The sequence below is a fragment of the Chryseobacterium fluminis genome, assembly GCF_026314945.1.
GTDB classification, from domain to species: domain Bacteria; phylum Bacteroidota; class Bacteroidia; order Flavobacteriales; family Weeksellaceae; genus Chryseobacterium; species Chryseobacterium fluminis.
This window is the reverse complement of record NZ_CP111121.1, coordinates 2,486,745-2,506,633: the sequence shown is the minus strand read 5'-3', so window position 1 is coordinate 2,506,633 and position 19,889 is coordinate 2,486,745. Positions and strand designations below refer to the sequence as shown.

General features: G+C 39.1%; 17 protein-coding genes and 1 tRNA gene. 17 read left to right on the top strand and 1 reads right to left on the bottom strand.

The genetic code is table 11. From position 1 onward, the window contains the following. Positions 1-62: 62 nt before the first annotated feature. A complete protein-coding gene (locus ODZ84_RS11430; protein ID WP_266177258.1) occupies positions 63-1,562 on the bottom strand; it encodes a DUF4394 domain-containing protein in 1,500 nt (499 codons plus the stop codon). A 319-nt stretch (positions 1,563-1,881) separates the two neighbouring features. On the opposite strand from ODZ84_RS11430, the gene tuf reads away from it, so the two are divergent. From tuf to ODZ84_RS11345, 17 genes are all read left to right on the top strand, one after another. Then, complete coding sequence (tuf, locus tag ODZ84_RS11425) at positions 1,882-3,093, top strand: elongation factor Tu (protein ID WP_202088548.1); 1,212 nt, start codon at positions 1,882-1,884, stop codon at positions 3,091-3,093. 57 nt (positions 3,094-3,150) lie between these two features. Further along, positions 3,151-3,221 (top strand) — tRNA-Trp (locus ODZ84_RS11420). 12 nt (positions 3,222-3,233) lie between these two features. Beyond that, complete coding sequence (gene secE, locus ODZ84_RS11415; protein ID WP_002976410.1) at positions 3,234-3,440, top strand: preprotein translocase subunit SecE; 207 nt, start codon at positions 3,234-3,236, stop codon at positions 3,438-3,440. A 21-nt stretch (positions 3,441-3,461) separates the two neighbouring features. Then, a complete protein-coding gene (gene nusG / locus ODZ84_RS11410; RefSeq protein WP_259110158.1) occupies positions 3,462-4,004 on the top strand; it encodes a transcription termination/antitermination protein NusG in 543 nt (180 codons plus the stop codon). Between the two features lie 350 nt (positions 4,005-4,354). Then, a complete protein-coding gene (gene rplK / locus ODZ84_RS11405) occupies positions 4,355-4,801 on the top strand; it encodes a 50S ribosomal protein L11 (protein ID WP_099768819.1) in 447 nt (148 codons plus the stop codon). An 11-nt stretch (positions 4,802-4,812) separates the two neighbouring features. Beyond that, the gene (rplA, locus tag ODZ84_RS11400) at positions 4,813-5,505 is read left to right on the top strand and encodes a 50S ribosomal protein L1 (protein ID WP_027380917.1); all 693 of its coding nucleotides are present in this window, start codon (positions 4,813-4,815) and stop codon (positions 5,503-5,505) included. A 17-nt stretch (positions 5,506-5,522) separates the two neighbouring features. Next, positions 5,523-6,116: a 50S ribosomal protein L10 gene (gene rplJ, locus ODZ84_RS11395; RefSeq protein ID WP_266177247.1), complete on the top strand. Its 594-nt coding sequence runs from the start codon at positions 5,523-5,525 to the stop codon at positions 6,114-6,116. A 44-nt stretch (positions 6,117-6,160) separates the two neighbouring features. Beyond that, positions 6,161-6,526, top strand: a complete 366-nt coding sequence (rplL, locus tag ODZ84_RS11390; RefSeq protein ID WP_259110148.1) for a 50S ribosomal protein L7/L12 — start codon at positions 6,161-6,163, stop codon at positions 6,524-6,526. 497 nt (positions 6,527-7,023) lie between these two features. Continuing rightward, positions 7,024-10,845 (top strand): DNA-directed RNA polymerase subunit beta, encoded by a 3,822-nt coding sequence (gene rpoB / locus ODZ84_RS11385; protein ID WP_266177245.1) that lies wholly within the window; start codon positions 7,024-7,026, stop codon positions 10,843-10,845. Positions 10,846-10,929: 84 nt separating this feature from the next. Continuing rightward, on the top strand, positions 10,930-15,195 hold the full coding sequence (rpoC, locus tag ODZ84_RS11380) for a DNA-directed RNA polymerase subunit beta' (protein WP_266177243.1): 4,266 nt from the start codon (positions 10,930-10,932) through the stop codon (positions 15,193-15,195). An 85-nt stretch (positions 15,196-15,280) separates the two neighbouring features. Next, positions 15,281-15,586 carry a DUF3467 domain-containing protein gene (locus tag ODZ84_RS11375; protein ID WP_027375539.1) on the top strand — a complete coding sequence of 102 codons (306 nt, stop codon included), beginning with the start codon at positions 15,281-15,283 and terminating at the stop codon, positions 15,584-15,586. A 511-nt stretch (positions 15,587-16,097) separates the two neighbouring features. Beyond that, positions 16,098-16,742, top strand: a complete 645-nt coding sequence (locus tag ODZ84_RS11370) for a Crp/Fnr family transcriptional regulator (protein ID WP_266177239.1) — start codon at positions 16,098-16,100, stop codon at positions 16,740-16,742. Between the two features lie 132 nt (positions 16,743-16,874). Further along, positions 16,875-17,717 carry a DUF5777 family beta-barrel protein gene (locus ODZ84_RS11365; protein ID WP_266177238.1) on the top strand — a complete coding sequence of 281 codons (843 nt, stop codon included), beginning with the start codon at positions 16,875-16,877 and terminating at the stop codon, positions 17,715-17,717. A 1-nt stretch (position 17,718) separates the two neighbouring features. Continuing rightward, entirely contained in the window at positions 17,719-18,060 is a 342-nt protein-coding gene (locus ODZ84_RS11360) for a hypothetical protein (RefSeq protein WP_266177237.1), read from the top strand. Between the two features lie 11 nt (positions 18,061-18,071). After that, complete coding sequence (locus ODZ84_RS11355; RefSeq protein WP_266177236.1) at positions 18,072-18,617, top strand: YceI family protein; 546 nt, start codon at positions 18,072-18,074, stop codon at positions 18,615-18,617. Further along, complete coding sequence (locus ODZ84_RS11350; RefSeq protein ID WP_266177235.1) at positions 18,614-19,141, top strand: ankyrin repeat domain-containing protein; 528 nt, start codon at positions 18,614-18,616, stop codon at positions 19,139-19,141. The genes ODZ84_RS11355 and ODZ84_RS11350 overlap by 4 nt, the downstream gene beginning before the upstream one ends. A gap of 2 nt (positions 19,142-19,143) precedes the next feature. Beyond that, a complete protein-coding gene (locus ODZ84_RS11345) occupies positions 19,144-19,887 on the top strand; it encodes a T9SS type A sorting domain-containing protein (protein WP_266177233.1) in 744 nt (247 codons plus the stop codon). The last annotated feature ends 2 nt before the right edge of the window (positions 19,888-19,889 follow it).

Below are 19,889 nucleotides of genomic sequence, written 5' to 3'. Positions count from 1 at the left end.
ATTGAAGCCCGGAAAACATTCGTTTTCCGGGCTTCCTCTTGAAAAAATAAATTATGAGTTCTTTAAAATCCTAATCCTACTGCAAAAGCTTTAACCGGATTCGGATAATCCGAAACAGACGTGGCCGCTCCCGTGGCAGTATTAACAGAATATATTTTTGTAGACCCTCCTACGGATGCCATCAGGTATGCTTTTTGGCTCATGCTTCCTATGTCGAAACCATTGGCATTGGTGATATTGATTCCCAAAGAACCGGTTTCTGCTAATGTTCCGTTATTAGGTGGGTTTTGCTGGTATAATTTATCGGTATTATGATCAATCACGAATAGAGTAGTTGCCGTAGTTCCTGCAAAATTATTGGTATAAGCCGCCGCACTGATCATTGCTCCCGCAGGATTGATCACTGCGTCTACTGCTGTAATTCCTCCGGTGACAGGATCCAAGCGGAGATTCTGACCGGTGTTGCTCACCACCCGGATTTTATCGACTGCAGGATTGAAATCAAATCCGAAATCGGTTCCGGAAAGTAATGTCGGAAACGGAGAACTTCCAACAGCGGTTGCTGCTCCGGTTCCCAGATTAAGAGTATATATCCTGCTTGAACTTCCTAAGGCATACAGCTGACCGTTCAAAGGACGGAAATCGATTCCCAGAATATTTTCACCGCTTTGTAATCCCGTCACTGCTTTTGAAACCGGCATCGGGCTGTTTGGATTAAATATCTGAAGATTATTTGAATTATCGATTGCATATGCTACCGCTTCAGTAGGAATGGCCAGGTCAATGATGCTCTGCTGAAGAGTACCAATAGTAACCGCTTTCCCGTTATTAAGATCCACCAGATGTAAATTATTGTTTAAAGCCAATAAAGCAACACTGTTGTCGTGCTTGATATCAAAGGCAGCCTGTCCTGTAAATGTAACCCCCAGATTTCCGACTTCCACTAGGGTTCCGTTATTAGGAGGATCCTGCTTAAATAATTTTCCGGAAACAGGATCTATATCATATAAAACAGTACTAGAGACCCCTGCTTTGCTGTTGGTATACGCTATTCCCGTAACGGAAGGACTTCCGGTTCCGTTGATATTGCTGTCCGTAGCAGCAACGGCACCCGTTTCAGGATGTAAACGGAGATTCTGTCCGGTATTGCTCACCATGCGGATTCTGTCAACGGTCGGATTAAAATCAATCGAAGCGATACTGCCTGCAATAGCAGGAGAAAATGCTGCGGATCCCACTGCTCTGGCAGACGCCGTAGAAGTGTTGATGATATAAAGTTTACTCGAGTTGGACAAACCGTACAGCTCTCCTGTAGCAGGTCTGAAGTCTATACTCAGTAATTTTTCGCCTGAAGTAATCCCGGTAATGGCTGTTTTGGAAGTAAACAGTTGAGGATTGTTAGCATTAAAGGAAACCAGCTCATTCGCTGAGGTGATCCCGAAGACTTTCAGATCGGGGCCCTGAATCATATTTTCGATCATCATCATTTCTTCAGAGTCATCACATGATGATAATGCGTTCATCATAAATAATGCTAAACAAAGGTGTAGTAATTTTCTCATAATATTATTTTTAATGGTTTACATAGCATTTACGAGAAAAAGATGATGACGGTTTCTTTTGATAAAAAAATCTTTTCACCTTTTTTATGGTATTCATAATTAAATACATACTCCATAATTTATACAAAACACGTTGTCAGGATTTTTTCAATCCGGAAATTTGTGTAAATTTGCACTTCGATACATTAAAATGTGCGGTTTGTGATTCTCTGGGATTTAAATATTGATTTTTTTTAATAAAAAGATTCTTGGTATTTAAAAATTCATTATATTTGCACACCGAAAATTTGAATAAAACAATAAATAAATAATTTAAATCATGGCAAAGGAAACGTTTAATCGTAACAAACCACACTTGAACATTGGTACTATTGGTCACGTTGACCATGGTAAAACTACTCTTACAGCTGCTATTTCTGCTGTATTAGCTAGCAAAGGTCTTGCTGAGAAAAAAGACTTCTCTGCAATTGACTCTGCTCCAGAAGAAAAAGAAAGAGGTATTACTATCAATACTGCTCACATCGAATACGAAACTGAAAAAAGACACTATGCTCACGTTGACTGTCCAGGTCACGCGGATTACGTAAAGAACATGGTAACGGGTGCTGCTCAGATGGATGGTGCTATCGTAGTATGTGCTGCAACTGACGGTCCTATGCCTCAGACTAGAGAACATATCCTACTTTGCCGTCAGGTAAACGTACCTAGAATTGTTGTTTTCATGAACAAAGTTGACATGGTAGACGATGCTGAGTTATTAGAGCTTGTTGAAATGGAGCTTAGAGACTTATTATCTACTTACGAATTTGACGGAGACAACTCTCCAGTTATCCAAGGTTCTGCATTAGGTGCTCTTACAGCAGCTACAGCAGCTACTCCTGATACTGAAGATAAATGGTTCAAAAGCGTTGAAGAATTGATGGATGCTGTTGATACTTGGATCGAGCAACCACCAAGAGATACTGATAAGCCATTCTTGATGCCAATCGAAGACGTATTCTCTATTACAGGTAGAGGTACTGTAGCAACTGGTAGAATCGAAGCTGGTGTTATCAACACTGGAGATCCTGTTGATATCGTTGGTATGGGTGACGAGAAATTAACTTCTACAATTACAGGGGTTGAGATGTTCAGAAAAATCCTTGACAGAGGTGAAGCTGGTGATAACGTAGGTCTATTGTTGAGAGGTATTGAAAAAACCGACATCAAGAGAGGTATGGTAATCGCTAAGAAAGATTCTGTTAAACCACACAAAAAATTCAAAGCTTCTGTTTATATCCTTTCTAAGGAAGAAGGTGGACGTCACACTCCATTCCACAACAAGTATCGTCCTCAGTTCTATGTAAGAACTACTGACGTTACAGGTGAGATCTTCTTACCAGAAGGAGTAGAAATGGTAATGCCTGGTGATAACTTAGAGATCACTGTAGAATTGTTACAGCCAATCGCTCTTAACGTAGGTCTTAGATTTGCGATCAGAGAAGGAGGTAGAACAGTTGGTTCAGGTCAGGTTACTGAAATCTTAGATTAATATCTTAAAATAAATTAAGCTTCCGTAAGGAACTTTCTTACGGAAGCTTTTTTAATTACGGGCATCGTCCAATGGTAGGATACCGGTCTCCAAAACCGTTGATCAGGGTTCGAATCCTTGTGCCCGTGCAAATATAAATTATGAGTTCATTTGTCGATTTTTTAAAAGGTTCTTATAACGAATTCAGACATAAAGTTGAATGGCCGAAATGGGCTGATCTGCAGTCTTCTACTATTGTAGTAACGATTGCAACGGTAATTCTGGCTTTATTTACTTTTGGAGTTGATGAATTGTTTTCTAAAGCAATCAGCAACATAATAGGAATGCTAATCAACTTGTTCAATTAATTATAAAAGTATTTTCCCATAATGAGCGAATTGAAATGGTATGTGCTGAAAGCAATCAGCGGACAGGAAAATAAAGTGAAAAACTATATTGAGACAGAAATCAAACGTTTAGGGTTTGAGCAGTACGTTACTCAGGTGGTGATTCCTATGGAAAAGGTTATTCAGATCAGAAACGGAAAAAAAGTTCCTAAAGAAAGACCTTACTATCCTGGATACTTAATGATTGAAGCTGATCTGATGGGAGAGATTCCTCACGTTATCAAAAATATTCCGGGAGTTATTTCTTTCCTGAGTTTGACAAAAGGCGGAGATCCTGTTCCAATGAGAAAATCTGAGGTAAACAGAATGTTGGGAAGAATGGATGAGCTTTCAGAATTTGCAAGCGATCTTGAGATTCCATACATTGTAGGGGAAAACGTGAAAGTAATAGACGGACCTTTCAACGGATTCAACGGAACGATTGAGAAAATTCTTGAAGATAAAAAGAAAATTGAGGTTTCTGTTTTGATCTTCGGTAGAAAAACGCCAATGGAGTTGAGCTATATGCAAGTAGAAAAAGTATAATTCATTATACTGCAAGATATCAGGACCGCTTTTGCGGTCTTTTTTTATTCCTAAGTATTCTTTCTTCACTCATTATTGCGCAGCGATTTAAATCAGTATGATTCTGGATTCAGCCTAACGATACTACCTGACGGAATGTGACTTCTTCAGATACATGGTAACGGCATGTTTTACATTAAAAAATATTTTTTCACATAATCTTACTAAAAATCAGTAATTTCCATTTGCTATTTCAAAAATATTTCATAATTTTGCAATCCGAAAAGTAGATTTACTGTATGTGAGTAGGTAATCTGCTGAATAATAAATGCTTCCAAACTCATTAATTATTCAAATTTAAAAAACAAAAAATGGCTAAAAAAGTCTTTAAAATGGTAAAACTTCAGGTGAAAGGTGGCGCTGCCAACCCTTCTCCACCAGTAGGTCCAGCTTTGGGTTCTGCAGGTGTGAACATCATGGAGTTTTGTAAGCAATTTAACGGAAGAACCCAAGATAAGCCAGGGCAAGTTTTACCTGTAGTAATTACAGTATACGAAGACAAATCTTTTGAATTCGTTATTAAAACTCCACCTGCAGCGATCCAGCTTATGGATGCAGCTAAAATCAAAGGAGGATCCGGAGAACCAAACAGAAACAAAGTAGGTGCTGTATCTTGGGATCAGGTGAAAAAAATCGCTGAAGACAAAATGGCAGATCTTAACTGTTTCACAATGGATTCTGCAGTTTCTATGGTTGCAGGTACTGCTAGATCTATGGGATTAAGAGTAACAGGAACTAAACCAACTTTTAACGCTTAAAACTAATAGAAATGGCAAAATTAACGAAAAAGCAAAAGGAAGCTTTAAGCAAAGTAGAAAAAGGAAGAATCTATAATCTTGAAGAAGGTTCAGCTCTTGTAAAAGAAGTGAACACGGCAAAGTTTGATGCTTCTGTAGATATCGCTGTAAGATTAGGAGTAGATCCGAGAAAAGCAAACCAAATGGTAAGAGGTGTAGTATCTCTTCCTCACGGAACTGGTAAAGATGTTAAAGTTTTGGCTTTAGTAACTCCAGATAAAGAAGCAGAAGCTAAAGAAGCGGGTGCTGATTATGTGGGTCTTGATGAGTATTTACAAAAAATCAAAGACGGTTGGACAGATGTTGACGTTATCGTTACCATGCCGGCTGTTATGGGTAAATTAGGACCTTTGGGTAGAGTATTAGGACCAAGAGGTTTGATGCCTAACCCTAAATCAGGTACTGTAACTATGGAAATTGGTAAAGCAGTAACTGAAGTAAAAGCAGGTAAAATTGACTTCAAAGTAGACAAATACGGTATTATCCACGCTGGTATTGGTAAAGTATCTTTCGATGCTGCTAAGATCAAGGAAAATGCTCAGGAATTAATTTCTACATTGATCAAAATGAAGCCGACTGCTGCTAAAGGAACTTATGTAAAGAGCATTTATTTGTCTTCTACAATGAGCCCGGGTATTGCAATTGATACTAAATCTGTAAACTAATATAAATCCTTAAGACAATGACAAAAGACCAAAAAGTTGTAGCAATACAAGAGATCAAAGACTTGCTTCAGGATGCAAAAGTAGTATACGTAGCAGATCTAGACGGATTGAACGCTGCTAAGTCTTCAGAATTCAGAAGACAGGCTTTCAAACAAAATATCAAAGTAAAAGTAGTAAAAAATACACTTTTACAAAAAGCAATGGAGCAAATGGAAGGAGTAGATTACTCTGAAATGTTCCAGACTTTTAAAGGAAACTCTGCATTAATGATTTCTGAGACGGCAAACGGTCCGGCTAAATTAATCCAGGGATTCAGAAAGAAAGAAGAAAAGCCGGCACTGAAGTCTGCTTTTGTTCAGGAAACTTTCTATGTTGGTGATAACAACCTGGACGCGTTAGCTAATATCAAGTCTAGAGAAGAAATGATCGGTGAAATCATCGGATTGCTTCAATCTCCAATTCAAAGAGTTGTTTCTGCTCTTCAAAACAAGCCTGAAACAGTAGAAGCTAAAGCTGAAGAAGCTGCACCTGCTGCGGAAGAAACTCCTGCTGCTGAAGCTCCGGAAGCTCCTGCTGCAGAAAGCACTGACGAAACGCCAGCTGCTGAATAATTAGACTCAAAAAATAATACATAATCAACAAAAACATTACAACAATGTCAGATTTAAAAAATTTAGCTGAAACGCTAGTAAACTTAACAGTAAAAGACGTAAACGAATTAGCAACTATCCTTAAGGATGAGTACGGAATTGAGCCAGCTGCTGCTGCTGTAGTAGTTGCTGCAGGTGGTGGAGAAGCTGCTGAAGAAAAAACGGAATTCGACGTAATTCTTAAGTCTGCAGGTGCTTCTAAATTAGCTATCGTTAAATTGGTAAAAGATTTAACTGGTGCTGGTCTTAAAGAAGCTAAAGATATCGTAGACGGAGCTCCTGCACCTATCAAGGAAGGAATCTCTAAAGACGAAGCTGAAGCGCTTAAGAAGCAATTAGAAGAAGCTGGTGCTGAAGTAGAATTGAAATAATAATTCCAGTTTACCTGAAATATAAAGCCTGAGTTTTTGCTCAGGCTTTTTTGTTATAATATATGATTAATCTTTTATTGTTGATCGTTGCAATGAGGTAAGCTAAACAACGAATGTCTGTTACCTAATTTATTTTTATGAAAAACTTGTAATCGTAGAATTATTTTTGTATATTTGCATTCTCTTTTGGCGCGAATCATTGTTTGTAAATCTATAAAATATTGAATTTTAACTCTTTCATAAAAAATGAAAGGGCTTTTGCATATATAGATATTCCGGCAAGTTTGTTTCAAAAGTAATAAAAATATTTTGCATTACGCTGTGAAAAGATATACCAGTGTTGCAGTTGGAAAGAGCCAAGTACAAAGTTAAAAGAGCCCAAGGTCTTTCGTGAGCGCCAAAACACTTTACCTTATTACTTTTACCTTGTTTCTTGTTCTTCTTCTGATATTTTTGTAATTAATCAAAATATTTTTTAACCCTTTCTTAAAAGTTTTATGAGTAAAACAACAGCAACATCTAGGGGAAATCAGAGAATCAACTTCTCTTCAGCGAAAGGAAAAATCATCACTCCTGACTTCCTGGATATCCAGATCGAGTCTTTCAGTGAGTTTTTCCAGCTTGATACTCTTCCTGAAGACAGAAGAAGTGAAGGTCTTTACAAGACGTTCCAAGAAAATTTCCCGATTACCGATTCAAGAAACCAGTTTGTACTGGAATTCTTAGATTATCTGGTAGATTCTCCACGTTATTCAATCGATGAGTGTGTGGAAAGAGGATTAACGTATTCCGTTCCTCTTAAAGCAAGACTTAAATTGTATTGTACAGACCCTGAGCACGAGGATTTCCAGACTGTGGTTCAGGATGTTTATTTAGGCCCGGTTCCTTATATGACGCCTAGTGGATCTTTCATCATCAATGGTGCTGAAAGAGTTATTGTTACGCAGCTTCACCGTTCACCCGGTGTATTCTTCGGACAGACCTACCACGCTAACGGAACTAAATTGTATTATTCAAGAATTATTCCTTTTAAAGGATCTTGGATGGAATTTACAACCGATATCAACAGCGTTATGTACGCGTATATCGACCGTAAGAAAAAATTACCATTAACGACTTTATTAAGAGCTATCGGTTTCGAATCTGATAAGGATATCCTTCAGATCTTCGACCTTGCAGAAGAAGTAAAAGTTTCTAAAGCTGCTCTTAAAAAAGTAGAAGGAAGAACATTGGCTGCGAGAGTACTGAACACATGGTTCGAAGATTTCGTAGACGAAGATACAGGGGAAGTAGTTTCTATTGAAAGAAACGAGATCATCCTGGACAGAGAAACAATCCTGGAAAAAGAACATTTGGATCTTATCCTGGATGCCGGTGTGAAATCGATCCTGATTCACAAAGAAAACAGCAATGAATTCTCTATTATTCAGAATACATTACAGAAAGACCCTACGAACTCTGAAAAAGAAGCAGTAGAGTATATTTACCGTCAGTTAAGAAATGCAGATCCGCCAGATGAGGAAACGGCAAGAGGAATTATTGAAAAATTATTCTTCTCCGAGCAGAGATACTCTTTAGGGGAAGTAGGACGTTACAGATTAAATAAAAAATTAAGTCTGAATATTCCGACAACTACTGAAGTTCTTACGAAAGAAGATATTATTGCGATTGTAAGACACTTAATTGAGTTGGTCAACTCAAAAACAGATGTGGATGATATCGATCACTTATCAAACAGAAGAATTAAAACGGTAGGTGAGCAGTTGGCAGGACAGTTCGGCGTTGGTCTTTCAAGAATCGCGAGAACGATTAAAGAGAGAATGAACGTTAGAGATAACGAAATCTTTACTCCGCTTGATCTTGTTAATGCTAAAACTTTAACATCAGTAATCAACTCGTTCTTCGGTACCAACCAGCTGTCTCAGTTTATGGACCAGACCAACCCGCTGTCAGAAATCACGCACAAGCGTAGACTTTCTGCACTAGGGCCTGGAGGTTTATCAAGAGAAAGAGCAGGTTTCGAGGTTCGTGACGTTCACCATACCCACTACGGAAGAATCTGCCCGATTGAAACTCCGGAAGGACCAAACATCGGTTTGATTTCATCTTTAGGGATCTATGCTAAGATCAACAGACTAGGTTTCATCGAAACGCCATACAGAAAAGTAGAAGACAGTAAGATCGATCTTGCAGCTGATCCTATTTATCTGAATGCAGAAGATGAAGAAGACAAAGTAATTGCTCAGGCAAACGTTGAGCTGAATGATAACGGTGAATTCTTAACAGACAGAATTATTGCAAGACTGGATGGTGACTATCCGGTAGTGGAGCCTTCACAGGTAAACCTTATCGATGTTGCACCGAACCAGATCTCCGGTATTTCTGCTTCATTAATTCCGTTCCTGGAACATGATGATGCGAACCGTGCATTGATGGGATCCAACATGATGCGTCAGGCAGTTCCTTTGTTGAAGCCACAGGCTCCGATTGTAGGTACAGGCCTGGAACAGCAGGTGGCGAAAGATTCAAGAATTCTGATCAATGCTGAAGGAACAGGTACGGTAGAATATGTAGATGCAGATAAGATCACGATTAAATATGAAAGAAGTGAAGACGAAGATTTGGTACAGTTCGAGTCGGCTACTAAAACATATAACTTAACTAAGTTCAGAAAAACCAACCAAAGTACAACCATTACCCTGAGACCAAACGTAAGAGTAGGTGATGTAGTGGAAAAAGGACAGGTACTTTGTGACGGTTATGCTACAGAAAAAGGAGAATTGGCTCTTGGTAGAAACTTAGTGGTGGCGTTCATGCCTTGGAAAGGATACAACTTCGAGGATGCGATCGTAATCAACGAAAAAGTTGTTCGTGAAGACTGGTTTACTTCAATCCACGTAGATGAGTATTCTCTTGAAGTTCGTGATACCAAATTAGGTATGGAAGAACTGACAGCAGATATTCCAAACGTTTCTGAAGAAGCGACTAAAGATCTTGATGAAAACGGGATGATCAGAATTGGTGCCGAAGTGAAGCCTGGAGATATTATGATCGGTAAGATCACTCCAAAAGGTGAATCTGACCCGACTCCTGAAGAAAAACTTCTGAGAGCAATCTTTGGTGATAAAGCCGGTGATGTGAAGGATGCTTCATTGAAAGCTGACTCTTCATTGAGAGGAGTTGTGATCAACAAAAAACTGTTCTCAAGAAACATTAAAGATAAAAAGAAAAGAACTGAAGAAAAACTTAAGCTTGAAGAGATTGAAAACACTTACAAGGCTAAGTTTGACGAGTTGAGAAATACTTTAATTGAAAAATTAAATACACTGGTAAGCGGTAAAACTTCTCAGGGAGTTACCAATGACCTGGATGAGGAAATCATCGGTAAGGGAGTGAAATTCACTCATAAATTACTGACTTCAGTGGAAGATTATGTAAACGTTAGCGGTTCCGACTGGACGGTTGATAATGATAAGAATGAATTAATCAAACAGTTAATCCATAATTACAAAATCAAATTCAACGATATCCAGGGAGTTAAAAACCGTGAGAAATTTGCCATTTCTATCGGAGATGAACTTCCGGCAGGAATCATGAAGCTGGCTAAAGTTTATATTGCTAAAAAGCGTAAACTGAACGTAGGAGATAAGATGGCTGGACGTCACGGTAACAAAGGTATCGTTTCCAGAATCGTTCGTGAAGAAGATATGCCATTCCTGGAAGACGGAACACCGGTAGATATCGTATTGAATCCACTAGGGGTACCTTCCCGTATGAACATCGGACAGATTTATGAAACCGTTCTTGGATGGGCCGGTCAGAAACTGGGAATGAAGTTCGCTACACCGATCTTTGATGGGGCTACTCTTGATCAGATCACGGAGTATACAGAGAAAGCAGGTCTTCCGAAATTCGGTCACACGTATCTTTATGATGGAGGTACCGGAGAAAGATTTACTCAGGCTGCAACGGTAGGTATTATCTATATGTTGAAATTAGGTCACATGGTTGATGACAAAATGCACGCACGTTCTATCGGACCTTACTCGCTGATCACTCAGCAGCCGTTAGGAGGTAAAGCTCAGTTCGGAGGTCAGAGATTCGGAGAGATGGAGGTTTGGGCTCTTGAAGCATTCGGAGCATCTAATATCCTGAGAGAGATCTTGACGGTGAAGTCAGATGACGTGATTGGTAGAGCAAAAACTTATGAAGCTATTGCAAAAGGTGAATCGATGCCTGAACCAGGTATTCCGGAGTCATTCAATGTATTACTTCACGAGTTACAAGGTCTTGGATTAGACGTAAGACTAGAGGAATAATTTTAAATTTTAAATTATAAATGTTGAATGGGGACATTCAGAAGTTAATCTAAAATCTAAAATCTAAAATTTAAAATCCAACAAATGTCAAATAAAAATAAATCAAGTAGATTTAATAAAATAACCATCGGTTTAGCTTCTCCGGAGTCTATTTTACAGGACTCAAGAGGAGAGGTGCTTAAGCCGGAAACCATTAACTACAGAACGCATAAGCCTGAAAGAGACGGTTTGTTCTGTGAAAAAATCTTTGGACCTGTAAAGGATTACGAATGTGCTTGTGGTAAATACAAGAGAATTCGTTACAAAGGCATCGTTTGTGACCGTTGTGGAGTAGAAGTTACGGAGAAGAAAGTACGTAGAGAGAGAATCGGACATATCAATCTGGTAGTTCCTATCGCTCACATCTGGTATTTCCGTTCTTTACCGAACAAAATCGGTTACCTTTTAGGAATTCCTTCTAAGAAATTAGATATGATCATCTACTACGAAAGGTATGTAGTGATTCAGCAGGGTATTGCTAAAAAATTAGACGGTTCCGATTTTGACAATATGGAATTCCTTACTGAAGAAGAGTACCTTGATATCATGGAAACTCTTCCTGTGGAAAACCAGTATCTTGATGATTCCGATCCAAACAAATTCATCGCCAGAATGGGTGCTGAAGCAGTGGAAGATCTGTTAAAAAGAATCGATCTTGATGCATTGTCTTTCGACCTGAGACACAAAGCTCACAATGAAGGTTCAAAACAGAGAAGAACTGAAGCCCTGAAAAGATTGAACGTGGTAGAAGCATTGAGAGGTGCCAATACAAGAATGATCAACAGACCGGAGTGGATGATTATGCGTGTACTTCCGGTTATTCCACCGGAATTAAGACCATTGGTTCCATTGGATGGAGGACGTTTCGCTACTTCTGACTTAAATGACCTTTACAGAAGAGTTATTATCAGAAATAACCGTTTGAAGAGATTATTGGAGATCAAAGCTCCTGAAGTAATCTTGAGAAACGAGAAGCGTATGCTTCAGGAATCCGTAGATTCATTGTTCGATAATACAAGAAAATCTTCAGCCGTAAAATCTGAATCAAACAGACCATTGAAATCACTTTCTGATTCATTGAAAGGTAAGCAGGGTCGTTTCCGTCAGAACTTATTGGGGAAAAGGGTAGATTACTCGGCGCGTTCGGTAATTGTTGTAGGTCCAAACTTACAGCTTCACGAATGTGGTATCCCTAAAGATATGGCTGCAGAGCTTTACAAACCATTCATCATCAGAAAACTAATTGAGAGAGGGATCGTAAAAACAGTAAAATCTGCAAAGAGAATCATCGATAGAAAAGAACCTGTAGTATATGATATCCTTGAAAACGTGATGAAAGGTCACCCTGTTCTTCTGAACAGAGCACCTACGCTTCACAGACTGGGGATCCAGGCTTTCCAGCCTAAGATGATCGAAGGTAAGGCTATCCAGCTTCACCCGTTGGTAACAACAGCATTCAACGCCGATTTCGATGGTGACCAGATGGCGGTACATTTACCGTTAGGTCCTGAAGCGATCCTTGAAGCTCAGTTACTCATGTTAGGTTCTCAGAACATCCTGAACCCGGCAAACGGTTCTCCTATTACGGTACCATCTCAGGACATGGTTCTTGGTCTGTATTTCATGACCAAGGAACTGAGCTCTACAGAGGATATGAAAGTGAAGGGGGAAGGTCTTGCATTCTATTCTCCTGAAGAGGCAGAAATCGCTTATGCTGAAGGAAGAGTATCTTTAAATGCTAAAGTAAGATGTAGACTACCGATCAAAGAAGACGGAGAAATCGTTACCAGATTGATCGAAACTTCTGTGGGTAGAATTTTATTCAACCAGATCGTACCTAAGCAGTCAGGATATATCAATGAACTTCTTACAAAGAAATCATTAAGAAATGTTATTGGTAAAATTCTTGCTGATACAGATTTCCCTACGACTGTGAAGTTCCTGGATGCTATGAAAGACTTAGGATATTCAAATGCATTCAAAGGAGGTCTTTCTTTCTCACTTGGGGACATCGTAGTTCCTGTTGAGAAAAAACAGATGATTGCTACTTCAATTGAAACCGTAGACGAAATCAGAGCTAACTATAATATGGGTCTGATTACCGATACGGAACGTTATAACCAGGTAATCGACGTTTGGACCAACACCAACGCCGGATTAACTGAAATGATTATGAGCAGAATGAAAACCGACCAAGGTGGTTTCAACTCTGTATATATGATGCTTGATTCCGGGGCGAGGGGTTCTAAAGAACAGATCCGTCAGTTATCCGGGATGAGAGGTTTGATGGCAAAACCGCAAAAAGCCGGTTCTACCGGAGCGGAAATCATCGAAAACCCGATCCTTGCTAACTTTAAGGAAGGTCTTTCGATCCTTGAGTACTTTATCTCTACCCACGGTGCCCGTAAGGGTCTTGCGGATACCGCTCTTAAGACAGCCGATGCCGGTTACTTAACGAGAAGACTGGTAGACGTTGCACAGGATGTTATCGTTACAGAAGCAGACTGTGGAACTTTAAGAGGTACAGAAGTTACTGCGCTTAAGAAAAATGATGAGATCGTTGAAAGAATCTCTGAGAGAATCTTAGGTAGAGTTTCTCTACATAATATCTATGATCCGGAAAGTGATGAATTAATCGCTGAAGCAGATCAGGTAATTAACGAAGCATTAGCTAAGAGAATTGAAGAAGCAGGATTGGAAGCCGTAGAAGTTCGTTCTCCGCTTACCTGTGAAACTAAAAAAGGAATCTGTGCAAAATGTTACGGTAGAAACCTGGCGACCGGTAAAGTAATCCACATGGGTGAAGCAGTAGGGGTAATTGCAGCTCAGTCCATTGGGGAACCGGGTACTCAGCTTACGTTGAGAACTTTCCACCAGGGGGGTACTGCAGGTAACGTTTCTGAAAATCCATCTATCGTGGCAAGAAGAGACGGTATCGTTGAAATGGATGAAGTAAGAACCATTACTTCTGAAGACGAAAACGGTAATACTGCTGAAGTGGTGGTTTCCCGTTCAACAGAATTCAGATTGGTTGCTGATAATGAGTCCAGAACTCCATTAATGGTAGCTAACGTACCTTACGGATCTATATTAGCCGTGAAACCGGGTGATAAAGTAAGCAAAGGAGATGTAATCTGTAGATGGGATCCGTATAACGCGGTTATTATTGCAGAAACTGCCGGTAAGGTAGAATACGAGGATATCATCCAGGGTATTTCATTCCAGTTGGAAATCGATGAACAGACAGGATTCGAAGAGAAAGTAATCTCTGAATCCAGAAATAAGAAAGCCGTACCTACACTGAAAGTGGTAGATTCTAAAGGAGTTGAGCAGAAAGCGTACAACTTACCGGTAGGAGCCCACTTAATGGTAAATGATGGTGAGAAAATTAAGGCCGGTAAAGTCTTAATCAAAATCCCTAGAAAATCTGCGAAAGCAGGGGATATCACCGGAGGTCTTCCGAGAGTTACCGAATTATTCGAAGCAAGAAACCCTTCAAACCCGGCGGTGGTTACAGAAATCGACGGGGTAGTTTCTTACGGAAAAATTAAGAGAGGTAACCGTGAATTGATCGTTGAAGCAAAAACCGGGGAGAGAAAAATTTATTTAGTTAAATTATCAAACCAGATCCTGGTTCAGGAGAATGACTTCGTAAGAGCAGGTTCGCCGCTTTCTGACGGTTCAATCACTCCGGACGACATCTTAAGAATTAAAGGCCCAACGGCGGTTCAGGAATATCTTGTAAATGAAATTCAGGAAGTTTATCGTCTTCAGGGGGTAAAAATTGATGATAAACACTTCGAAATCATTGTAAGACAGATGATGACGAAAGTATCTATCGTTGATGGAGGTGATACTCAGTTCCTTGAAGGAGCTCTTGAGCATAAATTCGACTTCCTGGAAGAAAACAACAGAGTATTCGGTCTTAAAGTAGTTACTGAAGCGGGTGATTCTAAAGAATTCAAACCAGGTCAGATGATTACGGCAAGAGAATTAAGAGACGAAAACTCTAAGCTTAAGCGTGAAGATCAGGCTTTGGTAGAAGTAAGAGAAGCTTTACCGGCTACAGCAACGCCTGTACTTCAGGGTATTACAAGAGCAGCTCTTCAGACCAAGTCATTCATGTCTGCAGCATCATTCCAGGAAACCACTAAGGTTCTTAACGAAGCGGCAGTAGCCGGTAAAGTGGACGAACTGAACGGTCTTAAAGAAAATGTAATTGTAGGACACAGAATCCCTGCAGGTACAGGTCTTAAAGAATACCAGAATGTAATCGTAGGCTCTAAAAAAGAATTTGAAGATCTTAACTAAAATTAATGATTTGAAATTTGAGGTTTGAAATTATTTTTATATTTTCACAACCTCAAAATTTCAAATAAAAAAAATAACTTATACAATGGACAATAATCAAAATCCGCAAGACGGAAACATCAACATCGAATTAAACGAAATGGTAGCTGCTGGTATCTATGCTAACTTAGCTTTGGTAAACCACTCTCCATCTGAATTCGTAGTAGATTTCATCCAGTTAATGCCAGGTGTACAACAAGCTAAAGTAAGATCAAGAGTTATTCTTGCTCCCCTTCACGCTAAAAGAGTACTTTCTGCCCTTCAGCAAAATATTGCTAACTATGAGCAGCAATTCGGAGAAATCAAAGAAGTTGAACCTTTCGTATTAGGAGGAAACAACGTACAAGCGTAATATTTTTCTTGAAATAAATCAGAATGCCCCATTTTCGGGGCATTTTTTTTATGCCTGCTTTTCGTATGCCTTAGCTATTCCTTATTGGAATACACTGTTTTTTCCAGGACAAATAGGAATAATCATGACTCTTATTTGAAGCTGTATCCCGCTTTCCATTACAATTCCTCATTACGCGGCTCCGCTTCGCTCCGCCGCTACATTGCGGGATTTTCATTACAATCGGGGCTAGGATGGCGCCTAGTTTTCGAGAGTATTATATCACCTCCATTTTACACCTTTAAAGCCAATGCATATGCGTCCTTATGTTGTCTGCAATGTCATATTTTTTTTGCCATCAAAATTTAAAGATAAAGGGTGAAATTGGAAAAATATTTACTAAAAAACAAATAAAATTATTATTATGATTATCCATAAATTCCTATTTATTGTAAAATTTATTTAATAGATTAAAAATATATACTGCGAATTGTTGAATTTAATATATTTGTATCAGGATATGAATAATGATATGATAAATAACAAATTTATTTTGGATAAGTTTGGGTTTCTAGGCAGTGACTTCTACGGAGAACTCCGGGAACATGCGATCTTCACAGATATAAAAGCAAAAACTGAAATCATCAGGGAAGGACAGAAAAATAAATATGTTCCTTTCCTCATCAGCGGTTCTATCAAGGTTTTTTCACTCAACGATGGCAGAGAGCTGATTTATTATTATATAAGACCCAATGACAGCTGCCTCATGACTTTTTCATCTATATTTACGGATTATACCAGCAGAGTCTATGCTGTCAGTGAAGAAGATTCCGAGGTTATGCTCATTCCGGTTTCGGTAATACATGAATGGCTGATCCGATATCCTCAGATCAACAAAATATTCTACGGTGAATACCACAGAAGATTTTCCGATATTATGAATATGGTCAATGACGCTGTATTTCATAAGCTCGACATCCGTATTTTAAATTATATCAAACAGCAGATCTCAGTTACAGGGAACAATCCTGTTAAGCTCACCCATAAAGAAATTGCCAATAATATGGGAACTTCCCGAGAGGTGGTAAGCCGGGTTCTGAAAAAAATGGAAAATGAAGGTCAGATCTTTCAGAATAAAAACGGTATCGGAATGCCTGTAAAAGAGGTGGTTAGATAAATCCAATAAAAAAACTTAATTGGTTTATTAAAAGTGTTGATAAAAAATAATTCAGTCGGTGACTTTTATCACATACTTTTGAATTGATAAGTCTATAAGTTTGTCATAGAAATATTTTAATACATAATCTATATGACAAAAGCTCTCTTATTTTTGTCAATATTAGTCTCAGGTTTTGTCTGCGCTCAGGAAGATCTGCTGAAGGATATTGACACCCTGCAAACAACTGATAACATACAGCCACCAGCCTTCAAAGCATTACAGATCGTTACCGGACAGTCTACGAAATTATCTGCAAAAAAGGAATGGTATATCGTCGTAGCCCACCGCTTTGGAGACGTAAGCGAGGGTTTTAAAAACTTTTTCGGTCTGGATGATGCCTCTACCAAACTCGGGGTTATTTATGGAGTTAAAGACTGGCTTTCATTAAGCCTTTCCAGAGAAACCAATATGAAGACCTTTGAAGGTGGTGCCAAATACAGACTGGTGAAACAAAATGAAAACTTTCCGGTGGATATCGTCGGATATAATGTAATGGCTCTGAATACAGAACTGGATCAAGATAATTATCCCTATCTGAAATTCGGCGACAGACTTTCTTATCTCACCCAGGCTTTGGTCTCTAGGAGGTTCAGTGATAAATTTTCATTACAGCTGACCCCTTCGTATGTTCATAAAAACCTTTACGAGCCGACTAATGAAGGCAAAAATCAGTTTTTAACCGGATTGGGCGGACGTTATAAGATTTCGAAGAGGATCTCTGTTAACGCGGAATATTTTGTGAATTTTGACAGCCACCGTTTTTATAAAAACCCATTGTCTTTAGGCATGGATATAGAAACAGGCGGGCATGTCTTCCAGCTGTTATTTACCAATTCCCAGATCAACTCAGATATCGGTTATCTGACAAATGCTTCGGGAAAGTGGGAGAAAGGACAGATTTTTTTCGGGTTTAATCTTTACAGAGTTTTTTAATATGAAGAAGTTAATATATACCCTGTCGTTCTCATTAGTTCTGATAGCCTGTGAAAGCAGAACATATGAAGAAATTTCAGACAACACGCCCGTTCCCGAAACCGTAACCTACACGAAAGATGTAAAAACGATAATGGATAATAACTGTCTGGGGTGTCATTCCGCCGGAAGTTTTAAACCCCTGGCTACTTATAATGATGTAAAAACTAATATAGACGGTATTCTGGACAGGATACAGAGAGCGAATGGCGTTCCCGGTAAAATGCCCCAGGGAGGGTCTTTATCGCAGTCACAAATCAATATATTCATCAAATGGAAGGCTGATGGGCTTACCGAAAATTAAAACAAACCGATATGAAAAAATTAATATTACTGACAGCTTCGTTACTATTAACCAACCTGGCCTATGCTCAAAAATACAGTTCCAAGACCGGTAGAGTCACCTTTGAAGCCTCGGTTCCCCTATTTGAAGATGTAGTGGCCAGGGATGATAATAATGTCATTGTGGTGAACGCAGATACCGGGGATCTGGCATCTATTTCAGTGGTAAAGAACTTCCACTTTAAAACAAAACTGATGGAAGAGCATTTCAATGAAAGTTATGCAGAAACGGCAAAATACCCGAAGGCTACGTTTACCGGGAAAATTTTAAACTTTGATCAATCAAAACTTACAGCAACCCCGCAGAAATATACCATCAAGGGAAAATTGAATTTTCACGGAGTCAATAATCCGGTGACTTCAATCGCTACCATTTATACCAAAGACGGAAAAATCTATATGCAGGGAAGTTTTGTGGCAAAAGCAGCAGATTATAAGGTGACCATACCGAAAATGGTGATGAAAAAAGTGGCGGAGTCTGTAAATGTAGAGTATAACTATATCGTAGTAAAACAATGAAAAAACTAATGGTCTTAATCACTGTTTTCCTTAGTTTTGTATTTATTTCAGCGCAGGAAAAAGGTAAATCGATCTTCGATATTGCCAGGAGCGGAACGGTCGATGAGGTAAAAGAACAGATGAAAAAAGATCCGGATATTATTAATCAAGTCAATGAAAATGGCTTTTCACCGCTTATTCTGGCATGCTACAGGGGCAATATGGAAGTAGCCAAATTTCTGATGGATCATGTAAAGGATATCAATTATAAAAGTCAGGAAGGAACAGCATTAGCAGGGCTGGCTGTAAGATATAACAGGGATCTGGTGATCTACCTTTTATCCAAAGGTGCAGATCCCAATATTGCAGATGCTACCGGATCAACCCCTTTATTCTGGGCTGTAAAATCAGGAAACCAGGAACTCACGGAATTATTGCTGAAATACAAAGCTGCGAAATCTGTAAAAGATGCTAAAGGAGTGACGCCGTTTGAATATGCTATGCAGACAAATAATAAAGATATCATCAACCTTTTAAAGAATTAAATATGAAAAAAGTTTTACTAGCATTAAGTTTTGCTCTTGCTAATTTTGCATGGGCACAGTTTAGCTCAGGAACCGTAGCTCTACCGGCTGCGGCCATGTCCGTGAAGTTAGATACCAATGCCACAACAGCAACCATTACCTTAACCGGTGATAGCAATTCTATGTTGGGGATCGGTTTTGGAAATGTAGGCATGGCTTCCGGTTCTGACGGTTTTATCTACAATTCATCTGCTAACAGAGATTATACTTTTAACGGCCTTACATCGCCGACAGCAGATGCTTCCCAGGACTGGACACAAGTATCGAATACCGTTTCAGGAACAACAAGAACGGTGGTGGCCACAAGATCTCTTAACGGCAGCAGCGGTGATTTCGTCATTCCGAATGCTGCAGGATCGATCAATATTTATTATGCAAGAACTCCGGGAAGCCAAAATTTAGGCTATCATTCCGGAAACAGAGACTATGCAACGTTGACGATGGGAGCAGTATTGGGAACAAATGAAGCTTCCTTAGCTGATAAAAAGGTGAAACTTTACCCAAATCCTGCAAAAGACAGGGTAAGTTTCAAAAATGCAGATCAGATAAAATCTGTTGATATTTATGAATCAACAGGACGAAAAGTAAAATCTGTAAAACCGGAAGGAGAAAGTATCCCTGTGGAAGATTTAAAAGCGGGGAGCTATTATTTCGAAATTATCCTGAAAGACGGATCTGCTGCTTATGAAAAGCTGATTAAAGAATAAAT